The sequence below is a fragment of the Streptomyces sp. NPDC043854 genome, from assembly GCF_056436005.1.
Genome location: NZ_JBWKDK010000017.1, coordinates 88,887 through 114,926, shown reverse-complemented (window position 1 = coordinate 114,926; position 26,040 = coordinate 88,887). Strand labels below are relative to the sequence as shown.

Annotated in this window: 25 protein-coding genes and 2 pseudogenes; 17 read left to right on the top strand and 10 right to left on the bottom strand. The window is 69.4% G+C overall.

All coding sequences use genetic code 11. The features are described from left to right. Positions 1-25: 25 nt before the first annotated feature. Together AC068A_RS17935 and AC068A_RS17930 are read right to left on the bottom strand one after the other, a co-directional pair. Positions 26-1,375 carry a carboxyl transferase domain-containing protein gene (locus AC068A_RS17935; protein WP_478585927.1) on the bottom strand — a complete coding sequence of 450 codons (1,350 nt, stop codon included), beginning with the start codon at positions 1,373-1,375 and terminating at the stop codon, positions 26-28. Positions 1,376-1,393: 18 nt separating this feature from the next. Further along, positions 1,394-2,041 (bottom strand): LysE family transporter, encoded by a 648-nt coding sequence (locus AC068A_RS17930; protein ID WP_478585925.1) that lies wholly within the window; start codon positions 2,039-2,041, stop codon positions 1,394-1,396. A gap of 70 nt (positions 2,042-2,111) precedes the next feature. Between AC068A_RS17930 and AC068A_RS17925 the strand changes: the two genes are divergently transcribed. Further along, the gene (locus AC068A_RS17925; RefSeq protein WP_478585923.1) at positions 2,112-2,564 is read left to right on the top strand and encodes an Lrp/AsnC family transcriptional regulator; all 453 of its coding nucleotides are present in this window, start codon (positions 2,112-2,114) and stop codon (positions 2,562-2,564) included. A gap of 289 nt (positions 2,565-2,853) precedes the next feature. On the opposite strand, the gene AC068A_RS17920 is transcribed toward AC068A_RS17925, so the two are convergent. Then, the gene (locus tag AC068A_RS17920) at positions 2,854-3,891 is read right to left on the bottom strand and encodes a rod shape-determining protein (RefSeq protein ID WP_478585921.1); all 1,038 of its coding nucleotides are present in this window, start codon (positions 3,889-3,891) and stop codon (positions 2,854-2,856) included. Between the two features lie 444 nt (positions 3,892-4,335). Next, on the bottom strand, positions 4,336-4,968 hold the full coding sequence (locus AC068A_RS17915; RefSeq protein ID WP_478585919.1) for a hypothetical protein: 633 nt from the start codon (positions 4,966-4,968) through the stop codon (positions 4,336-4,338). A 52-nt stretch (positions 4,969-5,020) separates the two neighbouring features. On the opposite strand from AC068A_RS17915, the gene AC068A_RS17910 reads away from it, so the two are divergent. Further along, a complete protein-coding gene (locus AC068A_RS17910; RefSeq protein WP_478585917.1) occupies positions 5,021-5,827 on the top strand; it encodes an SCO2400 family protein in 807 nt (268 codons plus the stop codon). Between the two features lie 9 nt (positions 5,828-5,836). Here AC068A_RS17910 and AC068A_RS17905 read toward each other — a convergent pair whose 3' ends face one another. Next, complete coding sequence (locus AC068A_RS17905) at positions 5,837-6,259, bottom strand: MarR family winged helix-turn-helix transcriptional regulator (protein ID WP_478585915.1); 423 nt, start codon at positions 6,257-6,259, stop codon at positions 5,837-5,839. Positions 6,260-6,350: 91 nt separating this feature from the next. Between AC068A_RS17905 and AC068A_RS17900 the strand changes: the two are divergent. The 8 genes and pseudogenes from AC068A_RS17900 to AC068A_RS17865 form a co-directional block, all read left to right on the top strand. Further along, positions 6,351-6,533, top strand: a pseudogene (locus tag AC068A_RS17900) (NADP-dependent oxidoreductase); the annotation flags it as partial. A 103-nt stretch (positions 6,534-6,636) separates the two neighbouring features. Then, positions 6,637-8,160, top strand: a complete 1,524-nt coding sequence (locus AC068A_RS17895; RefSeq protein ID WP_478585913.1) for a recombinase family protein — start codon at positions 6,637-6,639, stop codon at positions 8,158-8,160. A 607-nt stretch (positions 8,161-8,767) separates the two neighbouring features. Then, positions 8,768-9,040: a helix-turn-helix domain-containing protein gene (locus tag AC068A_RS17890; RefSeq protein WP_478585912.1), complete on the top strand. Its 273-nt coding sequence runs from the start codon at positions 8,768-8,770 to the stop codon at positions 9,038-9,040. Continuing rightward, positions 9,037-9,402: a hypothetical protein gene (locus AC068A_RS17885; protein WP_478585910.1), complete on the top strand. Its 366-nt coding sequence runs from the start codon at positions 9,037-9,039 to the stop codon at positions 9,400-9,402. The genes AC068A_RS17890 and AC068A_RS17885 overlap by 4 nt, the downstream gene beginning before the upstream one ends. A 14-nt stretch (positions 9,403-9,416) precedes the next feature. Next, positions 9,417-10,328, top strand: a complete 912-nt coding sequence (locus AC068A_RS17880; RefSeq protein ID WP_478585908.1) for a phage major capsid protein — start codon at positions 9,417-9,419, stop codon at positions 10,326-10,328. 111 nt (positions 10,329-10,439) lie between these two features. Then, positions 10,440-10,778, top strand: a complete 339-nt coding sequence (locus tag AC068A_RS17875; protein ID WP_478585906.1) for a hypothetical protein — start codon at positions 10,440-10,442, stop codon at positions 10,776-10,778. A gap of 565 nt (positions 10,779-11,343) precedes the next feature. Beyond that, complete coding sequence (locus AC068A_RS17870) at positions 11,344-12,078, top strand: Lsr2 family DNA-binding protein (RefSeq protein WP_478585904.1); 735 nt, start codon at positions 11,344-11,346, stop codon at positions 12,076-12,078. Between the two features lie 88 nt (positions 12,079-12,166). Then, on the top strand, positions 12,167-13,519 hold the full coding sequence (locus AC068A_RS17865) for a DUF3987 domain-containing protein (protein WP_478585902.1): 1,353 nt from the start codon (positions 12,167-12,169) through the stop codon (positions 13,517-13,519). A gap of 1,529 nt (positions 13,520-15,048) precedes the next feature. Here AC068A_RS17865 and AC068A_RS17860 read toward each other — a convergent pair. The 3 genes from AC068A_RS17860 to AC068A_RS17850 are packed head-to-tail and all read right to left on the bottom strand — an operon-like array spanning position 15,049 to position 16,583. Next, positions 15,049-15,885, bottom strand: a complete 837-nt coding sequence (locus tag AC068A_RS17860; protein ID WP_478585900.1) for a helix-turn-helix domain-containing protein — start codon at positions 15,883-15,885, stop codon at positions 15,049-15,051. After that, positions 15,869-16,393 (bottom strand): DUF6879 family protein, encoded by a 525-nt coding sequence (locus AC068A_RS17855; protein WP_478585899.1) that lies wholly within the window; start codon positions 16,391-16,393, stop codon positions 15,869-15,871. The genes AC068A_RS17860 and AC068A_RS17855 overlap by 17 nt, the downstream gene beginning before the upstream one ends. Next, a complete protein-coding gene (locus tag AC068A_RS17850) occupies positions 16,377-16,583 on the bottom strand; it encodes a hypothetical protein (RefSeq protein ID WP_478585897.1) in 207 nt (68 codons plus the stop codon). The genes AC068A_RS17855 and AC068A_RS17850 overlap by 17 nt, the downstream gene beginning before the upstream one ends. Positions 16,584-16,916: 333 nt before the next feature. Here AC068A_RS17850 and AC068A_RS17845 point away from each other — a divergent pair, with 333 nt between their 5' ends. The 3 genes and pseudogenes from AC068A_RS17845 to AC068A_RS17835 all read left to right on the top strand — a co-directional run. Continuing rightward, entirely contained in the window at positions 16,917-17,990 is a 1,074-nt protein-coding gene (locus tag AC068A_RS17845; protein WP_478585895.1) for an NADP-dependent oxidoreductase, read from the top strand. A gap of 65 nt (positions 17,991-18,055) precedes the next feature. Then, positions 18,056-18,478, top strand: a complete 423-nt coding sequence (locus AC068A_RS17840) for an organic hydroperoxide resistance protein (RefSeq protein ID WP_478585893.1) — start codon at positions 18,056-18,058, stop codon at positions 18,476-18,478. Positions 18,479-18,547: 69 nt separating this feature from the next. Beyond that, positions 18,548-19,319: pseudogene (locus AC068A_RS17835) on the top strand (EI24 domain-containing protein); the annotation flags it as partial. A 308-nt stretch (positions 19,320-19,627) separates the two neighbouring features. Here the strand turns inward: AC068A_RS17835 and AC068A_RS17830 are convergent. Continuing rightward, positions 19,628-20,518: an NAD(P)-dependent oxidoreductase gene (locus AC068A_RS17830; RefSeq protein WP_478585891.1), complete on the bottom strand. Its 891-nt coding sequence runs from the start codon at positions 20,516-20,518 to the stop codon at positions 19,628-19,630. Between the two features lie 96 nt (positions 20,519-20,614). Between AC068A_RS17830 and AC068A_RS17825 the strand changes: the two genes are divergently transcribed. Then, positions 20,615-20,974 (top strand): winged helix-turn-helix transcriptional regulator, encoded by a 360-nt coding sequence (locus AC068A_RS17825; RefSeq protein WP_478585889.1) that lies wholly within the window; start codon positions 20,615-20,617, stop codon positions 20,972-20,974. Here AC068A_RS17825 and AC068A_RS17820 read toward each other — a convergent pair. Further along, a complete protein-coding gene (locus AC068A_RS17820) occupies positions 20,971-21,696 on the bottom strand; it encodes a hotdog fold domain-containing protein (RefSeq protein WP_478585887.1) in 726 nt (241 codons plus the stop codon). The two genes, AC068A_RS17825 and AC068A_RS17820, sit on opposite strands and share 4 nt — an antisense overlap. A gap of 124 nt (positions 21,697-21,820) precedes the next feature. Between AC068A_RS17820 and AC068A_RS17815 the strand changes: the two genes are divergently transcribed. From AC068A_RS17815 to AC068A_RS17805, 3 genes are all read left to right on the top strand, one after another. Then, positions 21,821-22,459, top strand: coding sequence for a DUF1707 and DUF4190 domain-containing protein (locus tag AC068A_RS17815; RefSeq protein ID WP_478585885.1), 639 nt, complete (start codon positions 21,821-21,823; stop codon positions 22,457-22,459). A 252-nt stretch (positions 22,460-22,711) separates the two neighbouring features. After that, complete coding sequence (locus AC068A_RS17810) at positions 22,712-24,433, top strand: hypothetical protein (RefSeq protein WP_478585883.1); 1,722 nt, start codon at positions 22,712-22,714, stop codon at positions 24,431-24,433. Positions 24,434-24,446: 13 nt separating this feature from the next. Then, positions 24,447-26,039, top strand: a complete 1,593-nt coding sequence (locus AC068A_RS17805) for a DUF2142 domain-containing protein (protein ID WP_478585881.1) — start codon at positions 24,447-24,449, stop codon at positions 26,037-26,039. The last annotated feature ends 1 nt before the right edge of the window (position 26,040 follow it).

Genomic DNA, 26,040 nt, shown 5'->3' with positions numbered 1-26,040 from the left:
GGCCCTGGCACCGGCCCCGGCGGGATCAGGCCGGGGGGACCACGCCGCGGGCCACGCCCAGGGCGACCAGGTCCTGGGGGCGGATGCGGAGCTGGTCCGCGGTGGCCGGGGCCTCGGACGGGGGCCGCTTGAGGATGGCGGCGGCGAGCTCGGGGGCGATGACGGAGAAGTAGCTGTCCGGTGTGACCCAGGTGTTGCCCGGAGCCGCCAGCGCCAGGGCCCCGCCCGAGCCGCCCTCGCCGATGAGCAGGGTGGTGACCGGGACCGCGGCCGCCGCGACCGCCGCGAAGGTGTCGGCGATGGCCGCGCCGGCCCCCGCCCGCTCGGCCGCGGCGTCGTTGGCCGCGCCGGGGGTGTCCACCAGGGTCAGGACGGGGATGCCGAGCCGGTCCGCGAGGCGGATCACGCGGGCGGCCGTGCGGTATCCCGCCGGGCGGGTCGCCGTGCCGCACTGGGCGGCGTACGCGACGGCCCGGCCCCCGTGCAGCCCGAAGCCGCACAGCATCCCGGGGTCGGTGCCGCCGGCCCGGTCCCCGGACAGGGGCAGGCGCAGCGTGAAGTACGCGTCCAGGTAGGCCTCGGCGTGCGGCCGGCCGGGGTTCCGGGCCTGCCGTACGGCGTCCCAGCCGCCGGCCGGGGGCAGTCCGCCGGGTACGCCGCCCAGCGCAGCCGGCGGCTCGACCGGCCCGGACGGGCGGGGCGCGGCCAGGATCCGGAGCCAGTCGGCCAGCACGCCGGGCAGCCGGGCGGCCTCCACCACCGCGTCCACGTGCCCGGAGGCGTACTGGCTCTCGGCGGTGTAGGCCGCCGGATCGGCATCCGGGGGCCGCACCCGGGATCCGGCGAAGCCGACCTGGGCGCCCGGGAGCGCGAGGACGACGTCCGCTCCGGCACCGAGGGTGGCCCAGCCGCCGCCGGTGGTGGGATCGCGCAGGACGGCGATCTGGGGAAGCCCGGCGGCCCGGGTCAGGACGGACTGCCGGGCCACGCGCTGGAGCTGGGTCAGCGCGAGCATGCCCTCCTGCATCCGGGAGCCGCCGGTGGCGATCAGGGACACCAGCGGAAGGCGGTGTTCGCGGGCGTGGGTGTAGGCCGCTTCGAGCCGGTCTCCGGTGCGTTCGCCGAGGGAGCCGCCGAGGAAGCCGAACTCGAAGGAGACCAGGGCCACTCGCCGGCCGCCGACGAGGGCGGTCCCGACGACCACGGACTCCTGTTCGCCGGTCAGCTCCGCGGCGCGGGCCCGGGAGGCGTCGTACCCGGTCCAGGCCAGCGGGCCGTCGGCGGCCGACTCCCGCGGGGGCGAGGGCAGTTCGGCGAAGCTGCCGGGGTCGGTCACGGAGGCGATGGCCGCGCGGGCCGAGAGACGGGTCGTCACGGGGGTCACCCTATGGGGTTACGGCAGCGGGAGGGCGACCTTCACGGCGTACGCGGCGACGAGGCCGTAGCCGAGGCGGAAGGTCCAGACGCGGGCCCGGGCGGGCACCCTGCGTCCGGCGAGGGACCCGACGGCGACGAGGGTCTGCTGCCACAGGAGGGAGGCGGCGGCCACGCCGGTGAGGAACGCGGCGGCGGAGGCGGCGGTGTGCAGGGAGGCGGCCTGGGCGGTGGTGAGGGCGGCGAAGTAGAGGGCGGTGGTGGGGTTCACGGCGGTCAGGCCGACGTAGCGGGCGAAGGCCCTGACCCGGCCACCGCCATGGCCGACCCTGCGATCCGTCGTGTGCCCGGGATCCGGCGCCGCAGGCTCCGGTTCCCGTGCGGCCCCCCGGAGGCCGTGCGCGGCGATGGCCAGCAGGATCGCCGCCGCGGCCAGCCGGATCCACGCCTCGACCGGTGCCACGTGGGAGGCCACCCAGGGCCCCAGCGCCGTGGCCAGGGCCGCGTAGCCGAGGTCCACGGCCGCGATGCCCGCCGCCGCGGCCACGGCCGTGCGGCGGTCGCACATCGCCTCCTGGAGCAGCAGCACGCTCATCGCGCCCATCGGCATCGCCACGCCGAGCCCGGCGACCGTGCCCGCCAGGGCGGGAGTCAGTAGTTCCGTCATGCCCGGCAGGGTGCGGTGCGCGGTGGCGGCCGCGGCAGCGATTATCGGCCGCCGCTGCGAGAATCGCGGTATGGACCGCCTCGACAGGGAAATCCTCGGCATCCTGCAGGAGGATGCGCGGATCTCGTACCGGGACCTCGGCGTCCGCGTCGGACTCAGCGCCAACGCCGCCGCCGACCGGGTCCGGCGGATGCGGCGCGACGGGGTGATCCGGGGATTCACGGTCATCGTGGATCCGGCCGCCGACACCCGGGGCGGGCTCGTGGTCTTCATCGACCTCGTCCTCCGGCAGGACACCGCCAACGAGGAGTTCGAGCAGCGCGTCGCCGGGCTGTTCGGGATCACCGAAGTGGTGCACGTGACGGGGGAGTACGACTACCTCGTACGGGCCCGGGCCGCCGATCCGGCCGCGCTGGACACCCTGCTGCGCCGCCTCAAGCGGGAGGCCGGGGTGGCCCAGTCCAGCACCCGGATCGCGCTGCGGGCGGCGCAGCGGCCGCCGTCCGGCCCGAACACCGGCTGACCCCGCGGCCCTGAAGGGCGTAAGGGCGGCCGGGGCCCAGGGCAGCCGGGGGCCTACAGGGCCGACTCCCGCGTCACCGTCGTCCCCCGCGGCCTGGGAGGCGAACTGTGGACGCGCTCGGGGTCGACGACCCCGAGCGCTCCGTACCGGGCTCCGCACGCTCGGCGGCCGAGTCCGCGATGTGCTGGAGGGCGGCCTCCCGGTCCCGCTCCGAACCGACGCCGAGGACCGCCTCCGGCAGCATGGGGGGCCGGCCCCCTGCTCGGGGGTGAGGGCTCCCGGGCCGGGCTCATCCGGTCAGCGGGTTGAGGACCATCGGGGCGATCTTCCCTTCGAGCATCGCGCCGAGGCCGAGCACGGCGCACACGTCCGGCCTCTCCGCGATGGCGACGGGCATGCCGGTGGCGTCGCGCAGCATCTGGTCCAGGCCGGGCAGCAGGGCGCTGCCTCCCACCATCATGATTCCCCGGTCGGTCAGGTCGGCGACCAGGTCCGGCGGGCAGTCCCGCAGCACCTTGCCGATGCCGTCGAGGACGGCGGTGAGCGGGGTGTGGATGGCGTCGCGGACGGCCGCGGTGTCGACGTGGACCGAGCGGGCCAGGCCGGTGGCCACGTCGCGGCCGTGGATCAGGGTGGAGGCGGGGCCCTCGGCGGTGATGCCGTTGCCGTGCAGGGCCAGCTGAAGGGGCCGGACGGCCTGGCTGGGCAGCATCAGCTCGTGGGCGTGGCGCAGGTGCTGGACGACGGCGTGGTCGATGGCCTCGCCGCCGACGGGGATCCGCTGGGCGGTGACGATCGATCCGAGGGAGAGGACGGCGACCTGGGTGGCGGCGGCCCCGCACACCATGATCATCGTCGCGGTCGGCTGCTCCACGGGCAGGCCGCAGCCGACGGCCGCCGCGATCAGGGTGTCGACGAGTTCGACGCGGCGGGCGCCGAGGCCGACCATCGTCTCCACGGCGGCCCGCTGGGCGAGGGGGTCGGCGTCGTGCGGGGTGCAGGCGGCGGCGCGCAGCCGGGGCTTGCGGCGCAGGGCGCGGCGCAGCTTCTCGCCGAGCAGGTGGCGCAGCATCCGCTGGGCCATGTCGATGTCGACGACGGTACCGCCGGAGACGGGGCGGACGACCCGGATGTAGTCGGGCGTGCGGCCGGTCATCCGCTCGGCGAAGCTTCCGACGGCGATGAGCGCGCCGGTGCGGGTGTTGACGGCGGCCGCGCTGGGCTCGTCGACGACGAGGCCGGCGCCCTTGACGTACACGCGGGTCCTGGCGGCCCCGAGGTCGACGGCAACGTGGCAGCGGCGCAACTGCTCAAGACTGACGGTCACGGCAGATCCTCCCGAGAGCGCTGATGCTGGAAGACCGGCGGTTGCCGGTTGCATTTCATATCTTCTGGGGCGAATGGGGCATGGCGCCCGTTGAGATGCTCCAGCCGGGGTGCGCCACACGGGGCGGGACGTGCTGCACGGGGGTGGATTTCTGTACCGACAGGCAGCGCCATGCCCGCACCACCCGCGCTACTGGTGCGTAACAAGGTAAGGGGGACGCGGTGCTGACGCCCCGCCAGAATCTGACGGCGCCGCTCCTGACACTCTGCGCGGCGCTCGGCGTGGCCCTCCTCGCGCCGCTCCCGCCCGCCCGCCCGCGCCGCCGCGCCGGCGGCCCCCGCGCACCGCCCCGTGGCCCTCGGCCACAGCTGCAACGCAGATCCCGGCGTCCGGGGTGCCCCCGCACCCGCATGACGGCGAAGCGCGCGCACCCACCGTGGCCGCTCAGCGGGCGTCGAGCTCGGTGCCGTCCACGGACACCCGTTGGAGCAGGCCGTACGTGAACTCCGCCACGCAGGGCCGCCCCTGCGCGGTGAAGGCCAGCCGCCACCGCGTCGGCGCGGTGCCCTCCATCGGCCGCACCGGCGCGAAGGCCCGCGCCACCTCGTCCACCGTCGCCGACCAGGGCCGCAGGTCCTCCGGAGCGCGCAGTACGGGCCCGGGCGCGCCCGGCGCGCGCACCAGCCACTCGTTCCACACCGCCCCGTCCGGCGCGGCCAGCACCTCGAAGCGCAGGTCGGGCCAGAGCGGCAGGGGCCACAGCAGGGCCTCGCACTCCAGGTCGCCGATGGTCCGCCGGGCCGTCGACTCCGGCGGGCCGAGCACCGAGCGGTAGCGGGCCAGGGCCCCGCGCGAGCGGGGCGAGCGGATCATCGCCTGCCAGCGCCGGTTCGCCTCGCGCTGCTCGGCGAGAGAGGCGCCGAGCCGCCGCCGGGCCTCCTCGGCCAGCTCCGGCCGGAAGTCGGCCATCCGCCGCAGCAGCACCAGCTGGAAGGCGGTCCGGCCGAAAGCACCCGGTCCCGTCGGCGGCGCGGACGGCGGTGCCGGAGGCGTCGGCGGCGGGGGCGTCGGTGTCATGCGGACCACGATTCCACACAGGACCTTTACGAACTCGCGATGCGGATGTGGCGTGAAAGCACGTAGCGTCGCATCCGCCATGGACTACTGCCACGCCTGCCGGAGGCACCTCAACGGCGCACTGGCGTGCGCCGGATGCGGAACCCCGGCCGAGTACCTGCCCCCCGCCGCGCCGGGCGTCCCCGTCGCGTCCGCCGCCCCGTACGGCTCCACGGGCGCCCCGTACGGCTCCACCGACGTGCCGTACGGGCCCTCCGTGCCCCTGGGCGCGTCCCGGCCGGAGGCCGCCGACCCCTTGGCGGACTCCCTCGTCGTGCTGTCCGGCGCCACCGGGCGCCGGCCCGGCGCCCGCGCCCGGGTCGAGAACCGCCGGCGCCGGCGGACCCTCGCCACCGTCGGGCTCGGGCTGGCGGTCGCCGTCGGCGGGTCGGTGGCCCTGGCGCAGGTGATGGCCGGCGGGGAGCACACCGACCGGGCGGCGAACGTCATGCTGACCGACGACGACGGTCCGCAGCAGCCGGCCCCGCTGCCCAGTCGTACCGGCGGGCCCGGCGCTCCGGCCCCCGTGAAGCCGGCCAAGGCCACCGGGGTCGCGAAGGCCGCCGCCAGCGCTGCGCAGCCTGCCCGGTCCGGGGACTCCGCCGGGGGCAGCGCGCAGCCCGGGTCGGGGGCGTCGGCCTCCGCCTCGGGCGGGCCCGGGGTGCAGCAGGGTTCCGGGAAGGGGGCGTCCGTAAAGCCCGGCCAGTCGGGGCAGCCCTCGCCGAGCTCCTCGGGCACGGGCACGCCGCAGCCCGTCCCGCCGCTGCCGAGCCCGTCGCCGACGAAGCCGCCGAAGACCTGCTGGTGGATCTTCTGCTGAGCCGGCGGCTCAGCCCAGCATCCGCTTGAGCAGGTCGCGCAGGACCGCCCGCTCGGCCGTGGACAGCCCGGCCAGCGGCTCCCGCGCGAAGTCCAGGGACTCGCGCAGCCGGTCGGCCGTCTGCAGGCCCTCCTCCGTCGGCGCGGCCAGCTTCACGCGCCGGTCGGCCGGGTCCGGCCGGCGCTCCACCAGGCCGCGCGACTCCAGCCGGTCCACGATCCCGGTGATGTTGGACGGCTCGCACTTCAGCTTCTGCGCGATGCGGCGCATCGCCATCGGCTCGAGCGACAGCAGGTTCAGCACGCGCGCCTGCGCGCCGGTCAGCCGGTGGCTGGCGGCGGCGTGCTCGTACTCCTCGTGGTAGCGGGCCACGACGGTGCCGATGAGCTCGACGACCTCGACGGTCAGGGGATCCACACGACGACTGGGCATGGATCCAGCGTACCCATTTGCTTGACAACCTGAAATATCCAGGCGCATGGTTGTTTCACGTCCTGAAGTATTTTGCGATCTGGAGTGCGTCATGTCCGAGACCCCCGCGATCCCCGCCGTCAGCCGTGAGTGGCACCTCGTCCGCCGTCCCCAGGGCTGGCCAGTGGCCGAGGACTTCGCCCTGCGCGAGGTACCGGTCGCCGCCCCGGCTCCCGGCCGGATCCTGGTGCGCAACCTCCACATGTCCGTGGACCCGTACATGCGCGGCCGGATGACGACTCTTTAGCAAAACTTCGCTACGATGCCGAACCACGGCACACGGCCACGGAAGCCGGGGCCGCTGGGGCGCGGCAGCGCCGCGCAGAGGAGGGGACGGCATGAGGCGGGTACTGCTGGCGGAGCGCATCTCCGACGACAAGGGGGAGCGCTCGGAGTCCATTGAGGACCAGGACCTGAAGCTCAGGACCAGGGCCGTCAGGGAGGGGGTGGAGATCGTCGGTACCGCCGTTGACTTGTCTGTGTCCGGTGATGTGGATATGTTCGCCCGCCCTGACCTCGGCGAATGGCTCAAGCCCGAGGGTCGTGAAATGTGGGATGAACTCTGGGTCACCACCCAGGACCGACTTTCCCGCAGTGAGCCGCACTTTATGGCCTTCGTCTTCAAGGTGATCGAGTGGGACAAGACTCTGGTTGTCTTGGATGATCCATCTCTGGATCTGACCACCCCAGAGGGGCGCGCTATCGCCCACGTCAAATCCCTTGGGCCGCACAAGGAGTTGGAGCGCATCAAGGCGCGTGTTCAGGACTCCCACGACCGGCGCCGCTTCACCACCCGTTGGCCGGGCGGGATTCCTCCGTTTGGATACAAGACTGTGCACAGATTCGAGGACGGCAAGACGGCCGCCTACCTCGAACTCGATGAAGGCATGGTCATGGAACTTCGCGAGATGCGGCGAATCATGATCGAAGGTGAGTCGTTCGCCGGCCTCGCCAAGCACCTGAACTCGGAAGGCGTCCTGACAGCCCGAGACAGGGCCAGGGCGCGAAAGGGGAAGCCCGTCAAGGCCCGGGGCGGGAAGGAGGGTACACCTGAGCGCTGGTCGGAGACCTCCGTGAAGAAGCTCCTGACCGATGAGACTCTCTTGGGGCGGAAAAAGCACAACCGGGAAGTTATCTATGGCATGGACGGAAGGCCCATTCAGATTGCCGAAGCTGTCTTCACAGAAGATGAGTGGGAGTCACTTCAAGCAGCAATCCGGCGGCGGATGCACACCTCCGTCCGACGAGTGAACGGGACCAGCCCCATGTATGGAGTGGTGCATTGCGGTCGATGCGGGGCCAAGGCCATTCATAAGGTCTCGACTCTCCGGGGTGTCACCTACCGGTACTACCAATGCGGAGCCTGGCCCAAGGAAAACCGCTGTACGGGGATTTCCTGCCGTGCCGAGCCCATCGAAGAAATGGTGGAAATCCACTTTCTTCAGAAATTCGGGCAGAACAGGGTTACCAAGAAGGTGTGGGTTCCCGGATCTGATAGTTCCAAAGAGCTTGCCGAAATCATCAAGCGCATGGAGCGTCTGCGGAAGCAGGATGAGGAAGGCGATTGGGAGGATGACCAGGAGGGTTATCGCTTCCGAATGAACCAGTACAAGGCTCGTAAGCGGGAACTTGAGGGGAAGCCGGTCAGGAAGGCTGGTTGGGTGGAAGGGGACCAAGGACTTACCTTCTCTGAGCTCTGGCCCACCCTCGACCTTGATGGGAAGCGTAAGCAGCTCATTGACTCCGGATACGTTGTGATGGTCGGAGAGAAGACTTTTGAGGTGGAGCCCAGGCCAGATTCCTACTCAGAGAAGACCGTTAAGGCACCTTCGGTGCAGAAGGTTGATCAGCCGCTGAGCTAGGCGAAGTAGCGGGCCCCCTGCCTCAAGCAGGGGGCCTTTGCTTTTGGTGAATCCCTATCTGTGAAGGAGTGAGGGTCTTGCCAGTAGATATAGAGAACCCCTCAAAGAGTATGTACGTGTCCTCTCGCACGATGCTGGACAGAACCCACGGGAAGTGAGACGAGGGTCACAGGGTTATCGCGAGTGGTTCGCGGGCCGGCTCTTGGCCCCCCACTCCTCCGAAGGTGGCGACCTCAGGGAAGCCCCAATGGGCCCTCTTGGTACTGCTAGAACCTCCGTGAACGTCCCTCCCTCGTTCAGGTACCAAAGAGCCCGCAGAGCGGCTCTCAACGCTGCTGAGAGCCAGCCAGGCGGCCGGGAGCTCAGAGAGCCTTGCCACCTGCGAGCCATCCAGGGCAGCACAGTCCGTCCCTTCCTCTGGCCGTGATCTCTATCTCTTCCATTCATTTGAGTGTCCTCAAATCCTCAAGAGGACACGTACATACTTAGTGAGAGAACTTGTGAAGTCTCTCTAGTCGGCCCCGGTCTCCTCCTTACCTCAGGGAGACCGGGGCTGTCTCTTTTGCTCAAGGATTCGCATTTAGGCAACTCGCCGCTAGGAGGAGAGATGTTCAAGCGTAGTTACTTCTCGGCTCGTCGTATCGCTCTGGGCCTTTCTGTTGAGGAACTGGCCGATGAGCTTCATGTAGCCCCATCAACTGTCTACAGGTGGGAGTCGGGGGCCACATGCCCCAGCCTGCGCATGCTCGTATCGGCCACCCGCATCCTGTGTGTTCCGCTGCTGGCTCTCATTGAGGACGATGGTTCTGCAGACCGGAACATTGCCGAGTCTCTGGATTCATTGCTTAGGACCGACATGCACAAGGAGATTGCAGCGTGAGCGAAAACAACGCCACACCAGGAACTCAGGACGCCCAGATCGAATCAGCACCTGAACCAGCCGAGACTTTGAGGACAGAGCTTCACCGTGAGTACGCCGGGAAGCTGATCCAGGCGGAGTTCAGGGCTCACGCGGCCCAGGCCGGTATCAAGATTCCCGAGGACTTCACCACCTACCTGAACCCGTCCGCATTCCTTGGCGAGGACGGGACACCTTCGGCTGAGGCTATTAGTCAGGCCCTGGCTCCGTTCATGGCGGCCAAGGAACCGGAGTTTCCGCAACTGGCGGGGTCTGGGCACAACCGCGGTGGCCGCGAATACACATTTAGACGGCCAATTTCTCTCGACGTCCGTAAGCGCTAACTAGGAGTACCTATATGACCTTTGCCTACCAGAACGCGTCCAGTAACACCTTCGTCCCCGAAATCTGGGACGCAGACCTACTGACGCAGTTTGATCCGCTGCTGGTCTGGGCTTCGCCAATCGTTTCCAACAACAAGTACGAGGGAGAGATCCGCAAGAAGGGCGACGTTGTTCACATCAACTCGCTTCTTCGGCCCTCGGTCGGTGATTACAAGCTCCCGGACGGTATGACGGCCCAGCGGCCGGAGACCGTGGATCAGAAGCTCCCCATCACTGAGGCCAAGTACCTTCAGGTGCTCGTAGAGGACGCAGAGCGTATCCAGCTTGCGAGCGGTCTGGATTCTCCGATTAACCAGCAGATGATCCGGTCCCTTGCCCGTGAGGCTGACACCTTCATGGGCGGCGTCATCGCCAACGGCGCCACGGGACTGCCGACCGTGAAGGCGACTGCCACGAATGCCCCTCAGGCGCTCTACAGCGCGATCCTGGACATGATGCTGGCCCTGGATGACAACGACATTCCTGCGGGCCGTTACGTGGTCGTCTCGCCCCGTGTGAAGCGGCATCTCATCGAGCATCCGTCCGTTGCCAATGCTGCTGCTTACGGCGAGGGTGGCGTGACCGCGAACGGTGTCGTTGCCAAGCTGGCCGGTTTCACGATCCTGACCACCACGGCCATGCCGCCGGGCGTGGACATCGTGGCCGGGCACAAGGACTTCGCCACCTATGCAAGCCAGTTCAGCGGCTTCCGCGAGGGGCAAAGTGAGCGCTACCGCGCCGATTACATTGACACGCTGCATCTGTACGGGGGCAAGATCGTGCGATACCCCGACCTGGACACGAAGAAGGCGGATAACACTTTCGACGAAAGTAAGCCGTCCAAGGGAATCGTGAAGGCCACCGTGGAATGGGTCACCGCGGCCTGATCGTGGATTAGTTCGGGCCCCTGCCGATGGGCGGGGGCCCGCTTCTGGTCACGCTCTGTCGATTCGGTCGCGATGCCGGCCGTCACACCCTGCGACCCGGGAGGCTCCACCATGCCCAAGATGCGTAACCCCAATTCCCCGCATTCCCGTTTCCGAGATCAGATCGTTCTACCTCTTACTCATGAGCTACCGGCCCCAGAAATGCCCGCAGGTCGTGACTGGACCGATGCTGAACGCGCCCTTTGGGATGACCTCTGGTCTACATCCCAGGCATACCTGTGGGACGACTCGACCGAGCATGTTGTAGCCGCTCTGGTGGTCTACTGGTCGGCCATCCTCGCCGGTACTGCTACGAACACCCAGCACATGGAATACCGTCACCTTTCCGAATCTCTTGGCCTGACACCCAAGGGCATGAAGACGTTGGGGTGGGTGATCGCCGATGAGTAAGCGCGCCGCCCTCGCAACACGTAGCAGCGGCTCCGGAAAGCACAGCAGGGACCGTTATGGCTACCGGACCCGATGGGCCTGGGAAGGCTGTCAGCGCCTCTGCCCTCCAGGATCGAGCCCCCATGACCACGCCCCGGGGTGCGAAGGGTTCGTCATCCCACACTGTGCCGCTGGCGGAAACGTGTCGTGCCACTGCACCTATTGCGACACCGTACGGGCTGATTCTCTGGCCGATTACGAATCAGATCAGAAGCTATACGAGAGGCTGAGTCTGGAGTGAGGGCCGAGGCCCTTCCAGGCCCCGTTTCCATTCCTCGAAAATTTGATTGGCAAAGGCGGCCAGGGGAACCCGCCCCCGGCGGTCCCCATAAACTCACTAAGATGCATTACCCCCACTATTCAGTGAATTAGAGTTACGCGTTAGAAATCTGTCCGTTATCGTTCCGTGATCCGGGATGGCCAGAGTTGATCACGTCGCACCTACCGAGTGCGGCAGCCGTAAGAGCAACGCTCCGGCCCATCGACTACTCGCCCTGTCGGCCCCGAATCAAAGGATTCTCACGTCATGCGTAAGACGGTTCTCGTCCCCGTTCTCAAGACGCTTTGTGACGCCCATCTGGCGAAGGATGGGAGCGAGGAAGAGGCGACGGACAGGCTGACTCTGGGAGTGCGTACGTGGGATCTGTGTGGGTCTCACGCCGAGTCGTTCGGGTTGTACCTGGTGGATGCCTTGGGGGCGCCGGACGATGTTGCGGACGGCCCTGACCCCGTGACGTTGGCCGATCTGATGCCTGTCGAGTCGGAGTGCGACGACGTGCCGGACGTGAGCGAGGAAGCGACGGAGCCTGAGTCGTCGCCGTCCGTGATGATCGCTGGGGAGGTTCCGGGCTACGACTGGGACACCGCGCGTGAGGCTGTGCGGAACCTGGGCTACGAGGTGGTTGGCCGTGCCGATGACAGCACGGTCCTGCTGATCCTGGGTGATGGTGGGGACCGCAACGGTACGAAGCTGCGGGACGCGTTCGAGCGTCGCATCCCCTGCATGGACGTCCGTGCGCCCGGACGGTTCAAGGCGGCTGTTTGTGCAGGTGAGTTGGTCGGTGGTGACCCGCTTCCCCAGCCTGTGAAGGTGGACCGTTCGGGGATGAGCACGCGGGAGCGTAACCGGCTGATCCGGGCATGGGCGCGCGAGAACGGGTGGCCGAAGCTTCCCGCTCAGGGTCGTGTCCCGATGAACGTCCGTCACGCGTACGAGCTGGCCAACCGGGTGCCTGTGCAGGGAAAAGCAGTAGCGGCCTGAATGCCGCCCCCAGCGTGCCGGGGGCCGAGTGCGCCCGGCCGCCCCGGCCAGTGGCCATCCAACTAACCCTCCCTGAGATAGAGGCAGCATGAGCACCCCCGTTCTGTACGGTCCTATCGGTCGCGCGGTCCGAAGGATCGCCCCGTTCCTGGAGGCGGACCCCTTGGGGGTGTACGTGGCTGCTCTGTCGATGTGGTCGGCCGCGATCGGGGGAACGGTCAAGGTGTCGTCGCGTGGCAGCAGCCGGCCCGTGCTGGTCTGGTCAGCGCTCTGCGCCGGAACGGGAAGGGGTAAGGGGACTGCCCTGCGGGCAGCGCTTCACGTCCTGGACTCTTCCCTGGGGCGGTTCCTCGCCACGCACACCACGTCCGGGATCACGTCCGGGGCCAGTCTGGTCAATTACCTGTGGGAGCAACAGGAAGCGACCGCTGAGACGGAGCACGGGCGTGACGTCCGGGCCCTGGTGGTGGAGGAGGAGTGGACGGAGGTCTTGAAGCGGGTCAAGCGCGACCCCTCGTTCACCACCAAGCTTCGTGCGGCCTGGGATGGTGCGACGGTCCGCAACACGACCAAAGATGAAGCGCAGGAAGTGCGCGACCCTGCGATGGTCCTCCACTCGCACATCACGCCGTCTGACTGGGCCAAGTACGTTGGGGAGTCGGAGGCGGCCGGAGGCTCATACAACCGCATCCTGCCCTTCCTGCTTGGCTCCGTTCCGATGCTGGATGACGACCGGATCAGTCTGCCAAAGGTGGATGGTTCCGAACTGTCTGACGCTTACGGATGGGCCACCGCCCGACGCAGGGTGATCACCCTCTCCGAGGATGCACGGCCGCTGTGGCGGATCGTGCGCCGCTATGCCCGAGTCCTGGGTGAGACCCTGCCCGAGGGGCAGGCCGTGTTCATCGAACGGACGGCGGAGCAAACCCTTCGGGTAGCGGCCTGCCTGGCAGCGTCCGAGTGCTCCGAGACCATCACGGAAGAGATCCTTTCGGCTGCCTTCACCCTGGTCCGGCGCTCTGTTCAGGATGCGGTCCGGATCACCAAGGGGGCCAACACTCCGAAGATGAAGCGACAGCCGCTCAGCCTGGCGGACAAGGTCCGGGCCCGGATCGCGCTACACGGTGGTCGGGCCACCTCGTCCCAGGTCCTGCCCTACGTGGGAGCGACCGCCGAAGAGGTCAAGGCACTGCCCGGAATTGTCGTCACCGTGGAACGGTCGGGGAAGTCGGGCCGACCGGCCACCGTTTTCACACTCCCCGGTGACAGTTCCGGTGACGCTGTGCCCCAGCCGGCCAGCGCGGAGCGTGAGCAGAACCGGGCCACGGTCGTCCGCCTGGACGCCTACCGCCCGACCCCCAAGCAAACCAAGCAACCGGCCCCGGTGAAGCGACCGACCGCACCGATTCTCGATTCCAACCCGTTCCGCGCTCTGCTCTGAACACCCGAACAAACTCAGAAAGCCCCGGCCAGTGGCCGGGGCTTCGTTCGTTGCTTCGACTACCCAAAGTGGGCAGGATAGTCAACGTCGCACAGGGAGCGGTTCGAGGAGAACCACCTGACAGCCGTTCACGCGACCGTTCGAGGTGTTCCAGCGAATTCCGATCTCACCGCCGCCATACTTTTGATCGTTCGGGCGCATTCCGGCTTCGTGCCACCCAGAGTGATTGAACCGCAGGCCGCAGGTTGCGGAGTTGTTGACCCAATCTTCATAGCGTGGTGTTCCGGGGATTCCGCGCCGGACTGCCCACACCTGATGGGGGTACAGCTCTGCCCACGCTCCGCACCTCACGGGCTTCTCGGTCCTGACAGAAACAAGGGGCGTGGACACGCACATTCCTTCCGGGGAGAACGATTTCCAGCATGCGACGTAGCACACCGACCCCGATTCCAAGCTCAGATGCGAGTTGTGAATAGGTTGCCCCATTCGCCAGCCGCCTTCTCAGCTTGTCCTCGTGCGCCGCTATGTAGTCGCGGTTTTCCTTCATTTCCTGGGCGGTGAGCCTGGGCACTGCTAGCCCTTTCCGGAGTGCCTGCCCTCGTGTCCTCGCGGCAACCGGCAGCCAAGGCAATAGAAGTCCATGGGGTGTTCGCACGAGGTGTGCCCACACAGGCCAACGTGTCTTACCACGGTGCCTTGGGGCCCGCCCCAGAACAGCCAAAGAAACCCGCGCCCATGTTCGTGGTCCTCGGAAGGGCCGAAAGTGCCCATGTGGACCCCACTGTGGCCCTCCCAGAGGGTGCAGATCACATCCTGTTCCCACGGAAAGTCATGTCCAAGGAGCGGGAGGAACCTGTATTTGACCATTTCCGGTACCGCAATGGGTTCGAAGCAGGCCGCATCCGCATCGGCTTGTGCAATGTCCCCACGATGCTGTTCCGAGCCGTATGAGGGGGCTTCCACCTCACCGTTCTTGGGCCAGAATGCATCTGCCGGAATCGTCGTCAACTCCGGCCGCTTATGCTTCATCAGCCCGCCTCTTCTCCTCAGCCGCTTTGGCGGCCGCCTCCACGAGGGCGGGAATGGCCGCCCCAATGGCCGCTGCCAACTCCCGCGATTCCCGGTCCGCTAAGATCCGAGCCAGTCCCGCATCCAGCTCCGCGCGCTCTTCGGCGGTGAAACGCAACAGGGGCTGTCTGGACGTCTCCGGGGCGCTCACAGCCACTCCCTCAGCCTGACCAGCACCACCCGCAGCAGGGCCGGGGAAGGGGACGCGTAACCCCGCCGGGGCACCCAGTCAGGGATGTCCGCCCACAAGGGGAACGGATCGCGGTCCTCGGGGGTCGGCCAGCGGAAAGGATGAGCTGCCGCGCCATCCCGCCCCGTCCTAAGGCCGAGGCTGTCAGTCGTCCGCCCCGCCGTCGGCGCCATGCTCGCCATTGATATGCCTCCCGGGTTGTTCCGTGAGGCACCGATCATTCCGCAGTTTGCACCCGCTCCAGCTTTTTATTCGCGTTGATGACTAAAGATCACTGGCGGCAGGCTTCGGCCCAGGCGGTCAAATATTCCCTGGCTTGCTCCCCGAAGAGTGCGTGAGTCTCATAGCGGGTGAACCGGTGGATCAGGTCCTGCACATCGCGACTATCGCGGAACACGATTGCGCCCAGGTCGAGCTCAGCAGTCGCTAGGGTCTCGTCATATACCGTGAAGGTGTTCAACGCCCCAGACGTGAAATGAACTCCCATTGGGATCACGCCGAGCCGGATGTTCGACTGACGTGCGAGGGACGCCAGTCTGTCAATCTGTATCGCTAGCTCATCCGGCGGGATGAGTGGATACCTGACGGCCTGTTCGGTCAGAATGAACGTGAACTGTTTAGAACGATCGAACAGAACTCTTTGTCGGTCGAGCTTCATGGCAACGGCTTTGGCTTGCTGCTCCGGTGGCGCCTGGGCCAGGCTGGCGCGGACGTATTCAGGGGTGGCCAGCAGTCCCGTAATCATCGACAGCAGGAAGTATCGGAACGTTGTGGATGATGCCTCAAGGCCGGCCAGTTGTAGCTGTTTCTTGTCGAGCCCCTTCCTTCGGAGCGTCCTGCCATCCTGCCATTCTGTCTGAGCAATCCTGGCGAGAGCCATCACTTCGGCCGCCATGGCGGGGGATGCTTCGAGACCCCGTAGGAGCTGTTCAACATCCAGCAATGACGGACGACTCTTGTTGCTCTCAATCCGACTGATCTTGGATTGTGACATGTTGCAACGCGCGGCAAGCCGGACTCCTGAGAGCCCGGCTTGCTTGCGGAGGTGCTTGAGCATGGCCGCTAGTTCACGGCCCGACTGGTTCAGCTCGTCAGGCTCGATGGCCACCGATCACGTACTCCCTGAACGGTACCGACTCCGCAATTGCGATGCGCTGATATTCCACGTACGGCGCGGGATCACCCTCGTAGAGTTCTCGGCTGATCTGAGTCCCGTCCGCGTCATAGTTCATGAGGACTACTTCCGCCTGGTCGAACAACCAGAAGTCCTGAACCCCTTCGAGCGGGTTGGGTCGTTCGGTCACGTCGAGAACGCGGATGTCGTCTCCGGCCAGAGAATGGGCCTCGTAGTACATGAACTCAAAGCGGAGGTAGTCCGTGAGAGGTCGTGTGACGATGTGAACGCGACCCTTGGACTTCCCCTCTGCCTTGATCTTCCTCAGGCCCTCCGCATAGCCGGAGGAGTAGTTCTGTGGGTCGATCCGATGTCCAGCCAGGAAGTCGCGGATGTCGCCGTCTTCGCTCGGGACCCTGTACCAAGGGAGCGTTTCAAGCCGCCACGCTTCGCGCTTGAAACCCTGAACCTTCGCGGTCCAACCCTCACCATCCAAGAGCACGGAAAGCCTCCCTCAGCACGCTCTCGGGGATCTCCACGAGCCCTTCCCCGTCCGGGGCCGCGAAGGCGTGGGACACGTCGCCCTGGACGACGAACGAGCCGGACGCGGTCCGGTAGACGTTCGGACAGTCGTCGTTGTTGCAGTTGCCGTTTCCGTTGCCGGTCAGTCGGGTCAGTTCCTCACGAGCCATGGCTACGAACCCCCTATCGCAGGCCCCCGGCGGGCCAGCCGCCACGACAGTACGAGTGCGGCGGGTGGGCCGTCTATGCAGGAACGCGACTATGCGCGTCATTGCATAAATCGGTGGGCTGTCGATCGTCAAGGGAAGCCGGGATGCTGACGGACGGATCACGGGTGCTGGCCATGCGACGACCGCTGATCGAGGGTGGCCGGAGCATGGGGGCGGGAGCGACAGCGGCCCTGCGGACGCGAGGGGTGTGCCAGGAGCTACCGAGATGTTTGACAACCTGAAATATCGAGGTGCATGGTTGTTTCATCACCTGAAGCATCTTGGAGGCGTCTCATGTCCCTGCCGACCGTTAGCCGTGAGTGGCACCTCATCGCGCGCCCTCAGGGTGAGCCGAAGCCGGAGGACTTCGCCCTGCGCGAGGTGCCCGTGTCTGAGCCGGCCCCTGGCCGCATCCTCGTCCGCAACCTCCACATGTCGGTGGACCCCTACATGAGGGGCAGGATGTCCCAGCTCGACCTGGACGTAGAGCTTGGTCACAAGGCCGGTATCCGAGGCCGGATGAACGACGTGAAGTCCTACATCCCGCCCTTCCAGCTGGACCGGCCGATGGACGGCGGCGCGGTCGGCGAGGTCGTCGCCTCTGCCGCCGAGGGCTTCGCGGTCGGCGACCACGTCCTGCACGGCCTGGGCTGGCGCGAGTACGCGGACGTCGACGCCGCGCACGCCACCAAGGTCGACGCCTCGCTCGCCCCGCTCTCCGCCTACCTCGGCGTGCTCGGCATGCCGGGCCTGACCGCCTACGCCGGCCTCTTCGCGGTGGCCTCCTTCAAGGAGGGCGACTCCGTCTTCGTCTCCGGCGCGGCGGGCGCGGTCGGCAGCCTGGTCGGCCAGTTCGCGAAGATCAAGGGCGCGTCCCGGGTCATCGGGTCGGCCGGCTCGGACGAGAAGGTGACGCTCCTCACGGAGAAGTACGGCTTCGCCGCCGCCTTCAACTACAAGAACGGCCCGGTGGCCGAGCAGTTGAAGGACGCCGCCCCCGAGGGCATCGACGTCTACTTCGACAACGTCGGCGGCGACCACCTGGAGGCCGCGATCTCCTCCCTGAACGTGCACGGCCGCGCCACCCTGTGCGGGGCGATAGCCCAGTACAACGCCACCGAGCCGACCCCCGGCCCGCGCAACCTGGCCCTGGTCATCGGCAAGCGGCTGCGCCTCCAGGGCATCCTGGTCGGCGACCACGCCGCGCTCCAGCCGCAGTTCGTCCAGGACGTCTCCGGCTGGCTGCGCTCGGGCGAGCTGGTGGCCGACCAGACGGTGGTCGAGGGCGTGGAGAACGCGGTCGAGGCCTTCCTCGGCATGCTGCGCGGAGAGAACACCGGAAAGATGATCGTTTCGTTCACCGGTTAGGCTCGGTCCTGAACCGTCGCGATCGTGGGCGCGAGTCGCGGCGACCACCAGGAGGATCCTCTTACATGTCCATCCAGCAGTCCGACGTCCTCTACACCGCCGTGGCCACCGCGGAGAACGGCCGTGACGGCCGCGTCTCCACCAGCGACGGTCAGCTCGACGTCGTGGTGAACCCGCCGAAGGAGCTGGGCGGCAGCGGCGCCGGCACCAACCCGGAGCAGCTCTTCGCGGCCGGCTACAGCGCCTGCTTCCAGGGCGCCCTCGGCGTCGTAGCCCGCAACGAGAACGCCGACATCTCCGGGTCCACCGTCACCGCCGAGGTCGGCATCGGCAAGAACGACGAGGGCTTCGGCCTGATCGTGAAGATATCCGCCGTGATCCCGAACGTGGACGAGGCCAAGGCCAAGGAGCTTATCGACAAGGCCCACCAGGTCTGCCCGTACTCCAAGGCCACCGCCGGCAACATCACGGTCGAGCTCGCCGTCTGATCCGACCGCGCTCGCGTTCGAAGGCCGCCCACTCAACCGGTGGGCGGCCTTCGCCGTAAGCTGGGGCCCATGCGTGATCTTGCGGGGGGATTCGGCTACCTGCTGGCCGGACAGAGATGGGTGTTCCGTCACGGGCGGTGGCTGGGCTTCGGCCTGCTGCCGGGGCTGGTGTCACTGGTGCTGTACGCCGGTGCGTTCGTCGCCCTCGGCTACGGCGCCGACGACCTGACGGCCTGGGTGACGCCGTTCGCCGACGACTGGACTTCGCCCTGGCAGGGGCTGTTCCGGGGCTTCCTGACCGCCCTGGTCTTCGGCTTCGGACTGTTCCTCGCGGTGATCACCTTCACCGCCGTGACCCTGCTCGTCGGCCAGCCGTTCTACGAGTCGCTGTCGGAGCAGGTCGACCGCAGCGAGGGCGGCGATGTGCCGGAGTCCGGGCTGCCGCTGGTGCGGGAGCTGTGGATCTCCGCCCGGGACAGCCTGAAGGTGCTCCTCCGCGTGGCGCTGTACGGGATCCTGCTGTTCGCCCTCGGGTTCATCCCCGTGGTCGGCCAGACCGTGATCCCGGTCATCGGGTTCTGCGTGTCCGGCTTCTTCCTCGCCGAGGAGCTCTCCGCCGTCGCCCTCCAGCGGCGCGAGGTGGAGCTGAAGGACCGGCTCGTGCTGCTGCGCGGGCGCCGGGCGATGGCGCTCGGGTTCGGCGTGCCGCTGGTGCTGGCCTTCCTGCTGCCGCTGGTGGCGGTGTTCCTCATGCCGGGCGCCGTGGCCGGGGCGACGCTCATGGTCCGGCACCTGCGGGGCGAGGACGAGGACCGGGCCGGCGAGGGGGAGGAGCACACCCCGGGCCAGGCCCAGCTCCCGGCCCAGGCACAGGGCCTCGGCTACGGCCAGTACCCGGGAGGGCAGCCGGCGCAGGGCGCCCCGTACCTGCCGCAGTACCCCGCCCAGGCCCAGCCGCAGACCCCGTACCCGGCGGCGGCTCCGGCGCAGCGGCCCACGCAGTGCCCGCAGCCTCCGCAGTACCCGCAGTCCCCCCAGTACCCGGCGGGCGGTTCCGGTTCCGCCCAGGGGCCGGCCGGGGGCTTCGGGCAGCCGCCGAACCCGTACTCCTCCTGATCCGGCGGCCCCGGCGGCCGCCGCGCCGGCGGCCTACCGCCGCAGCAGGGTGATGGCGCCCGCCGTGTCCTCGCCGGCGTGCGCGGTCCCGTCGGCGGCCAGGCGGCGCCGCATGAGGTCGAAGTAGGGGCTGATCAGCTCCGTGCTGACCCCCTGCTCCTGCGCGGTGCGCAGCAGCGTCCCGGTTCCGGCCACCTGCATGGCCAGGTTCGACACCACACCGGTGGTGAAGTCCCCCGAGGTCAGCCGCTCGGCCGCGTTGCCGACGAAGAAGCCCATCGCGCCCAGCCACTCCGACAGCAGCGGGGCCAGGTCCTTCGGGGCGATGTCCTCGCCCTCGACGAGGGCGAAGGCGTGCGAGATGCCGGCGAACATCCCGTACATCCCGCTGAGCAGCGCCACGTCGTACAGGGCGGCGTGGCCCGGGTCCTCGCCGACGAACCGGGCCGGGGCCGGGACCTGCAGCACGGCCCGGTGGGTGTCGAACAGCGCCCGGGAGCCGCTGTAGAGGACGTAGCCGCCGGCTTCGGGCGCGCCGATCATCACCGGGGTGGCCATGATCCCGGCGTCCACGAAGCGGGCGCCGCGGGCCTCGGCCCAGGCCGCGCGGGCCCGGCCCTCGCCCGGGGTGCCGGTGGTGAGGTTGACCAGGTCCTTGCCGGCCAGGTCGGTGCCGTCCAGGGCCGAGCCGACGCTGGCGTCGTCCAGCAGGCAGACGACGACGAGGTCGTTCGCGGCCACCGCCTCGGCGGGGCTCGCGGCGACGGAGGCGCCCTCGGCGGCGAGGGCCTCGGCCTTGGCGGCGGTGCGGTTCCAGACGGTCAGGGAGTGGCCGGCGGCGAGCCAGGTGCGGGCCAGGGCGGTGCCCATGTCGCCGAGGCCGAGCAGGGTGAGGGAGCGCTGTGCAACGTTCGTGTCGGTCATGGCGTTCAGACTGGTGCCGGGCCGAAAGGTCCTCAAGTACGTACTTTGGAGTGGGTGGTTACTTCAAAGTGAGCGAGCAGGCGGGAGGGGTGCGGGATGGCGGTGACGCGGAGGCCCGGGGCGGACCACTGCGGTGTGGCCGCGGCGATGTCCGTGATCGACGGCAAGTGGAAGGTGTCGCTCCTGTGGGAGCTGGACCAGCGGCCGCGCCGCTTCGGCGAACTGCGGCGGCTGGTCCCGGGGGTGTCGGAGAAGGTGCTCGCCGCCCAGCTGCGCGAGCTGGAGACCGACGGCCTGGTGCACCGCGAGGCCTACGACGAGGTCCCGCCGCGCGTGGAGTACTCCCTGACCCCGCTGGGCCACGCCCTCAACACGGCCCTGGAGCCCCTGGGGCAGTGGGGCAGCAGGCACCTCCTCCCGGATGAGGCGGCGTCCGCCGGAGCGGCGTCCGCCTAGCGGTCGGTGCGGGGCTCCACCCACAGGGCCTCGCCGACCGCGCACAGCTCGCCGTCGGCCGTGGCCAGGGCCGTGCCCGCACGGTACTTGCGGCCCTCGCTGCCGAGCAGCCAGGAGTACGACACCAGGCCCTGGCCGACCGGGACCGGCCGCAGCAGCCGCGCGGTCAGGGCGGCCGTGACCGCGCCAGCCCGCCGCTCGTCGAGGAGGCGGCCCGCCGCGTTGCCCGGGCAGTCCAGCGCGCCCCACACCAGCTCGGCCGGCATCAGCCCGTCGGCGTCCGCGAGCGCGCGCCCCGGGGTCCAGGCGGCGGCGACCAGGGCCGTGCCGGGCACCCGGCCGCAGTGCAGGCGCAGGCCGGTGTCCGGGGTGCGGTCCAGGCCGCAGCCGAAGCAGTCGACCGAACCGTCCGGCGGGGCCGACCGGTAGGCGCCGGCACCCGCCAAGGCCTGTTCCCAGGACGGGGCGGGCGGGGCCTCGACGGCGGTCTCGGCCGGGGTGGCCGCGGCCAGCAGGTCCGTGCCGTAGGTCAGCTCGGCGCCGCCGGCGGCGGTCGGGGCGAGCCGGACCGGGACGTCGGTGGGCACGGGCCGGCGGAAGTCCACGCGTACGGTCTTCGCGGCCGCGTGCGCGGCCAGCACCCCGGCGACGTACCCGCCGAAGGCGACTCCGGGGTATCCGCAGAGGCGGTCCGGAACCGTGATCGTCTCGAAGTCGGTCATGAGCGATACCTCATCACACGCGCCGGGGGCGGCGGCAGAGCGGCAACCTTTGCCGCAGCGCGTTCGTCCTCCATTCTTGGACGGACGCGTGCACGGACGCGTGCAGGGTTTCGGAGGTGGCGGGATGGCTCAGCAGCCGTGGGGGCAGCAGTACCCGGTCCACCCGCCCGCGTCCCCGTACGGAGTCTCGCCCGCGCAGCCGGGGCAGGCCTGGCCGCCCGCGCAGGTCCCGCCGTCCGCGATGCGCGCCTCGCACACCGACCGCGACCGCACGGTGGACGTCCTCAAGGCCGCCTACGCCGAGGGCCGGCTCTCCCGCGAGGAGTACGGGCAGCGCTTCGACGCGGCCTCACAGGCGCAGACCTACGGCCAGCTCGCGCAGCTGGTGGCCGATCTGCCGGCCGGGCCGATGGCCGTCCCCTACGGTGCCGCCGGGCCGGCGGCACCGGCCCTCGCCGGGCACCCGGCACCGATGCCCGTCGCCGTCCCCGTCCCCATGCCGATGCCCATGCCGATGCCCGTGCCGGTGCGACGGGTCAACGGGATGGCGATCGCGTCACTCATCCTGGGGGTGCTGTGCCTGCCGACCCTCGGTATGGCCGCCCCCGGCGCCGTGATCACCGGCCACATCGCCAAGGCGCAGATCCGCGCCCGCGGAGAGGAGGGCGAGGCCCCGGCGACGCTCGGCCTGGCGCTCGGCTGGCTGGCGATGGGCGGCTGGATGCTGCTCTTCGTCCTGGCGGGCTTCGGCACGCTCGGCTGAGCCGGCCGCGGAGACGCCGCCTCCGGGCCCGCCGCCCCTCCCGGGCGGCCCGATAGTATGCCCGGCAGCGAAAGTCGGTACGCCTGGCACTGAAGGCCGGAACCTCCCGCACCGTCATCCCCGGCCCGCCGCCCGCCCCAGGGCACCGGACCGGCGGGCGCGGACGCAGGGCGCGGACGCCGGGCCGAGGCTTGCCGCGCCACGACGACCGGCCGCCCGGCCGAGTACCGACCAGCAGTAGGGACACCGTCAGTGACAGTCAGCACCGAGGGGGCTGCGGACGTGCGTCCGGGCGCCCCGAGCGGACCGGCCGCCGGGCACGCCCCCGCACCCACGGACCCCGGCCGGGGGCGCGGCCCGCGCACCCGCGGCGGCCTCCTGCTGCTGGAAGCCGCCGTGGCCTTCGGCGCAGCCCTGGTCCTGCCGGTGCTGGCGCGCAGCTTCAAGCTCGACCCGTTGAACCGGATCGCCCAGGTCAGCGGCCTCGCCGCGCTCCAGCTGCGGTTCGCCCTGCTCGGGCTGCTGCTCGTCGCCGCGGTGGTCCTCGCGATGCGGCTCCGCCGCGGCCGCCACTTCGACCTGGCCACCCGGCTCGCCTCCGCCGGCATCGCCGGCCTGGCCAGCGGTTTCGTCGCCGCGGGCGCGGTGATCGCCCTGCTGGGCACGCCGTGGCCGATGTTCGGCCTCAACGGCGACAGCGGCCGCATCGTCGAGTGGGCCCACGCCGTTGCCAACGGCCGGCCCTCCGGCTCGCCCGTCTACCCGCCGCTGCCCCTCTACACCCTCGGCTACTACGCCGAGTGGTTCCACGGCGGCAACACCGCGTACGCGTTCAAGGACCTCCAGATCCTCGGCACGGCCGCGTTCGGGCCGCTGGTCTACCTGGCCTGGCGCCTGCTGCTGAGCCCCGTCCGGGCGCTGGCCTTCGGCGTCGTCCCCGCCTTCGCGCTGATCGACTCCTACAAGCCGTACAGCCAGACGGTCCTGGTGCTGCTGGTGCCGGTGCTGGTGGCGATGGTGGTGTCCCTGCGCCGCAGCGGAACCGAGGGCTGGCGGCCGGTGCTGGCAAAGGGCGCCGGGTTCGGCGCCGTCCTGGGCGTGCTCTTCCTCGCCTACTCGGGCTGGTTCCTGTGGAGCGCGGCCGGTGTGTTCTTCGCCGCCCTGCTGTACTTCCCGTGGCGGACCGGGCCGGCCAAGGGCGCGGCGTTCATGGGCGCCGCCCTGGGCGCCTTCCTGGTGGTGGCCGGACGCTACCTGGTGGTCATGCTGGTCGAGGGGCAGACCACCAAGGACTACAACTTCCGCTTCGACAACTTCACCGACCCGGCCTACTACCTGATGTGGCGCACCGACATGCCGGGCAAGGTGGGCGACTGGCCGCCGCCCGGGGAGTTCGGCGGGGTCGGCCTGTTCGCGCTGGTGACGTTCCTCTGCCTGGGCGCGGCGATCTGGCTGGGCCTGCGCAAGCCGCTGGTGGTCACCATCGCCGCGATGTTCATCAGCGCCTGGGTGATGCGCATGTACATCGCCTCGCACATGTACGAGACGCAGACCGTCCAGCTGTACACCCGCACCAACAACCAGCTGCTCTACTGCGGGCTGATCCTGTGTGCGCTGGTGGCCCACCTGGTGTCGCTGCGACTGGCGGAGCGGCGCCCCGCTTCCGCCTCTGCCTCCGCCTCCGCTCCTGCTGCCGTGGAGGCGGTCGGCGGCCCGGCCGGCAGCACGTCCGGCTCCGGCTTCCCCGGCCGGGAGGGCGCGGTGATCGGGACGCTGTGCGCGCTCCTGCTGCTGCTCGGTACGGCCTCCTCGTCGATGTCCGACCGCTACATGCCCGCGCAGGACGGCACGTACCGGATCCTGCCGTGGGTGTCGCACACCATCCGGATGCAGGACGGGACCTGCCCGAAGTTCGCGCCCAAGGGCGAGTGCTCCAAAGACGGCGACCAGGGCTGGCTGAGCTACATCCGATGACCAGAGGGAACCGATGATCTCCGCACTGACGCGGGCGGCCGACCGGGCGGCCCGGACCCCCAAGCGGCTCTGGGCCATTGCCTTCGCGCTGTTCTTCGCCCTGTCGGCCTCCTGGTCGGTGGCCACCCCGCTCGGCGGCTCCCCCGACGAGCACGCGCACTTCATCCGTGCCGCGGCCGTCGCCCGGGGCCAGCTGGGCGGCCCCGAGGTGATGGTCCCGCACATGGTGGCGGGCATCGAGGGGAAGTTCGCCGAGACCGGGGTGCGGCTTCCGCAGTGGTACGGGCAGCTCCCGAAGCAGCACGAGTGCTACGCCTGGAAGGAGGGCACGCCCGCGTCCTGCGCACCAGCCATCGGGCACTCCGAGAAGACCGTCCAGGTCACCACCGCGGCCGGCCGCTACCACCCGGCCTACTACCTGGTGACGGGCTGGCCGAGCCTGCTGGTGAAGGGGCCGCACGGGCTGTACCTGATGCGGCTGGCCTCGGCGGCGCTCTGCTCCGCCCTGCTGGCCAGCGCGGTGGTCACGGCCGCGGAGTGGCGGCGCCGCTCGGTGGTGCTGCTCGGCGTGTTCGCCGCGGCCACACCCATGGCCCTGTACATGGGGGGCATGGTCAACCCGAGCGGCGGCGAGATCGCCGCCGGAATCCTGGTGTGGACGGCCCTGCTGTCCGTCCTCATGTCCCCCGACGCACGGCTGCTGAACCGGCGGCTCGCCCGGGTCGGCATCGGCGGCCTGGTGCTGATCAACATCCGTCCGCTCGGCCTGATCTGGTTCGCCGGCGCGGTCTTCTTCGCCCTGTTCCTCCAGCAGCGGGGCGTCCTGGGCCAGGTGCTGCGCCGCAAGGCCCTGTGGCTGTGGACGGCGCTGCTCGGCGCGGCCACGGCCGGTGCGCTGCTGTGGGCGGGAGCCCACCCGGACAACTCGGTGATCAACACGCCCAAGACGCTCACCATGAAGGAGGCCGCGCGGCAGACCTTCGGCAACACCGAGACGTACGTCCACCAGATGCTCGGCTACTTCGGCTGGCTGGACACCCCGGCGCCGGCCTTCACCTGGCTGGTGTGGCTGGGCGTGCTCGCGGTGCTGACGGCGCTGGGGCTGGTGTACGGGCGGGGCCGCGACGTGGTGGCGCTGCTCGGCATGCTCGTGGCGATCGTGGTGGTGCCGGTGGTGGCGCAGACGCTCCAGGCGGAGAAGCTCGGCATGGTGTGGCAGGGCCGCTACCTGCTGCCCTTCGCCGTGGGCCTGCCGCTGATGGCCGTGATGACCGGTGCGAGCCGGTCGCCCGAGGAGGGCTTCCCCTGGCGCAGGCTGACCGGCTTCGCGGTGACCGGGCTGGCGCTCGCCGACGCGGCCGCGTTCTTCTGGACGCTGCGGCGCTTCGCGGTCGGCACCTCCGGCCCCTGGGTGCCGTTCGCGGCGCACTGGGCGCCGCCCGGCGGCTGGGTGCTGTGGACCGCGGTGTACACCGCCGCGGTGTTCGCGCTGGTGCTGCCCGCGCTGGCCCGGGACCGGGCTGCCGCCGCGCCGGAAGACCGTCCGCAGCCGGACGATGCCGCCGAGCCGTGGCAGCACCGCCCGAGGGTGCCGGCGGCCGGCTGAA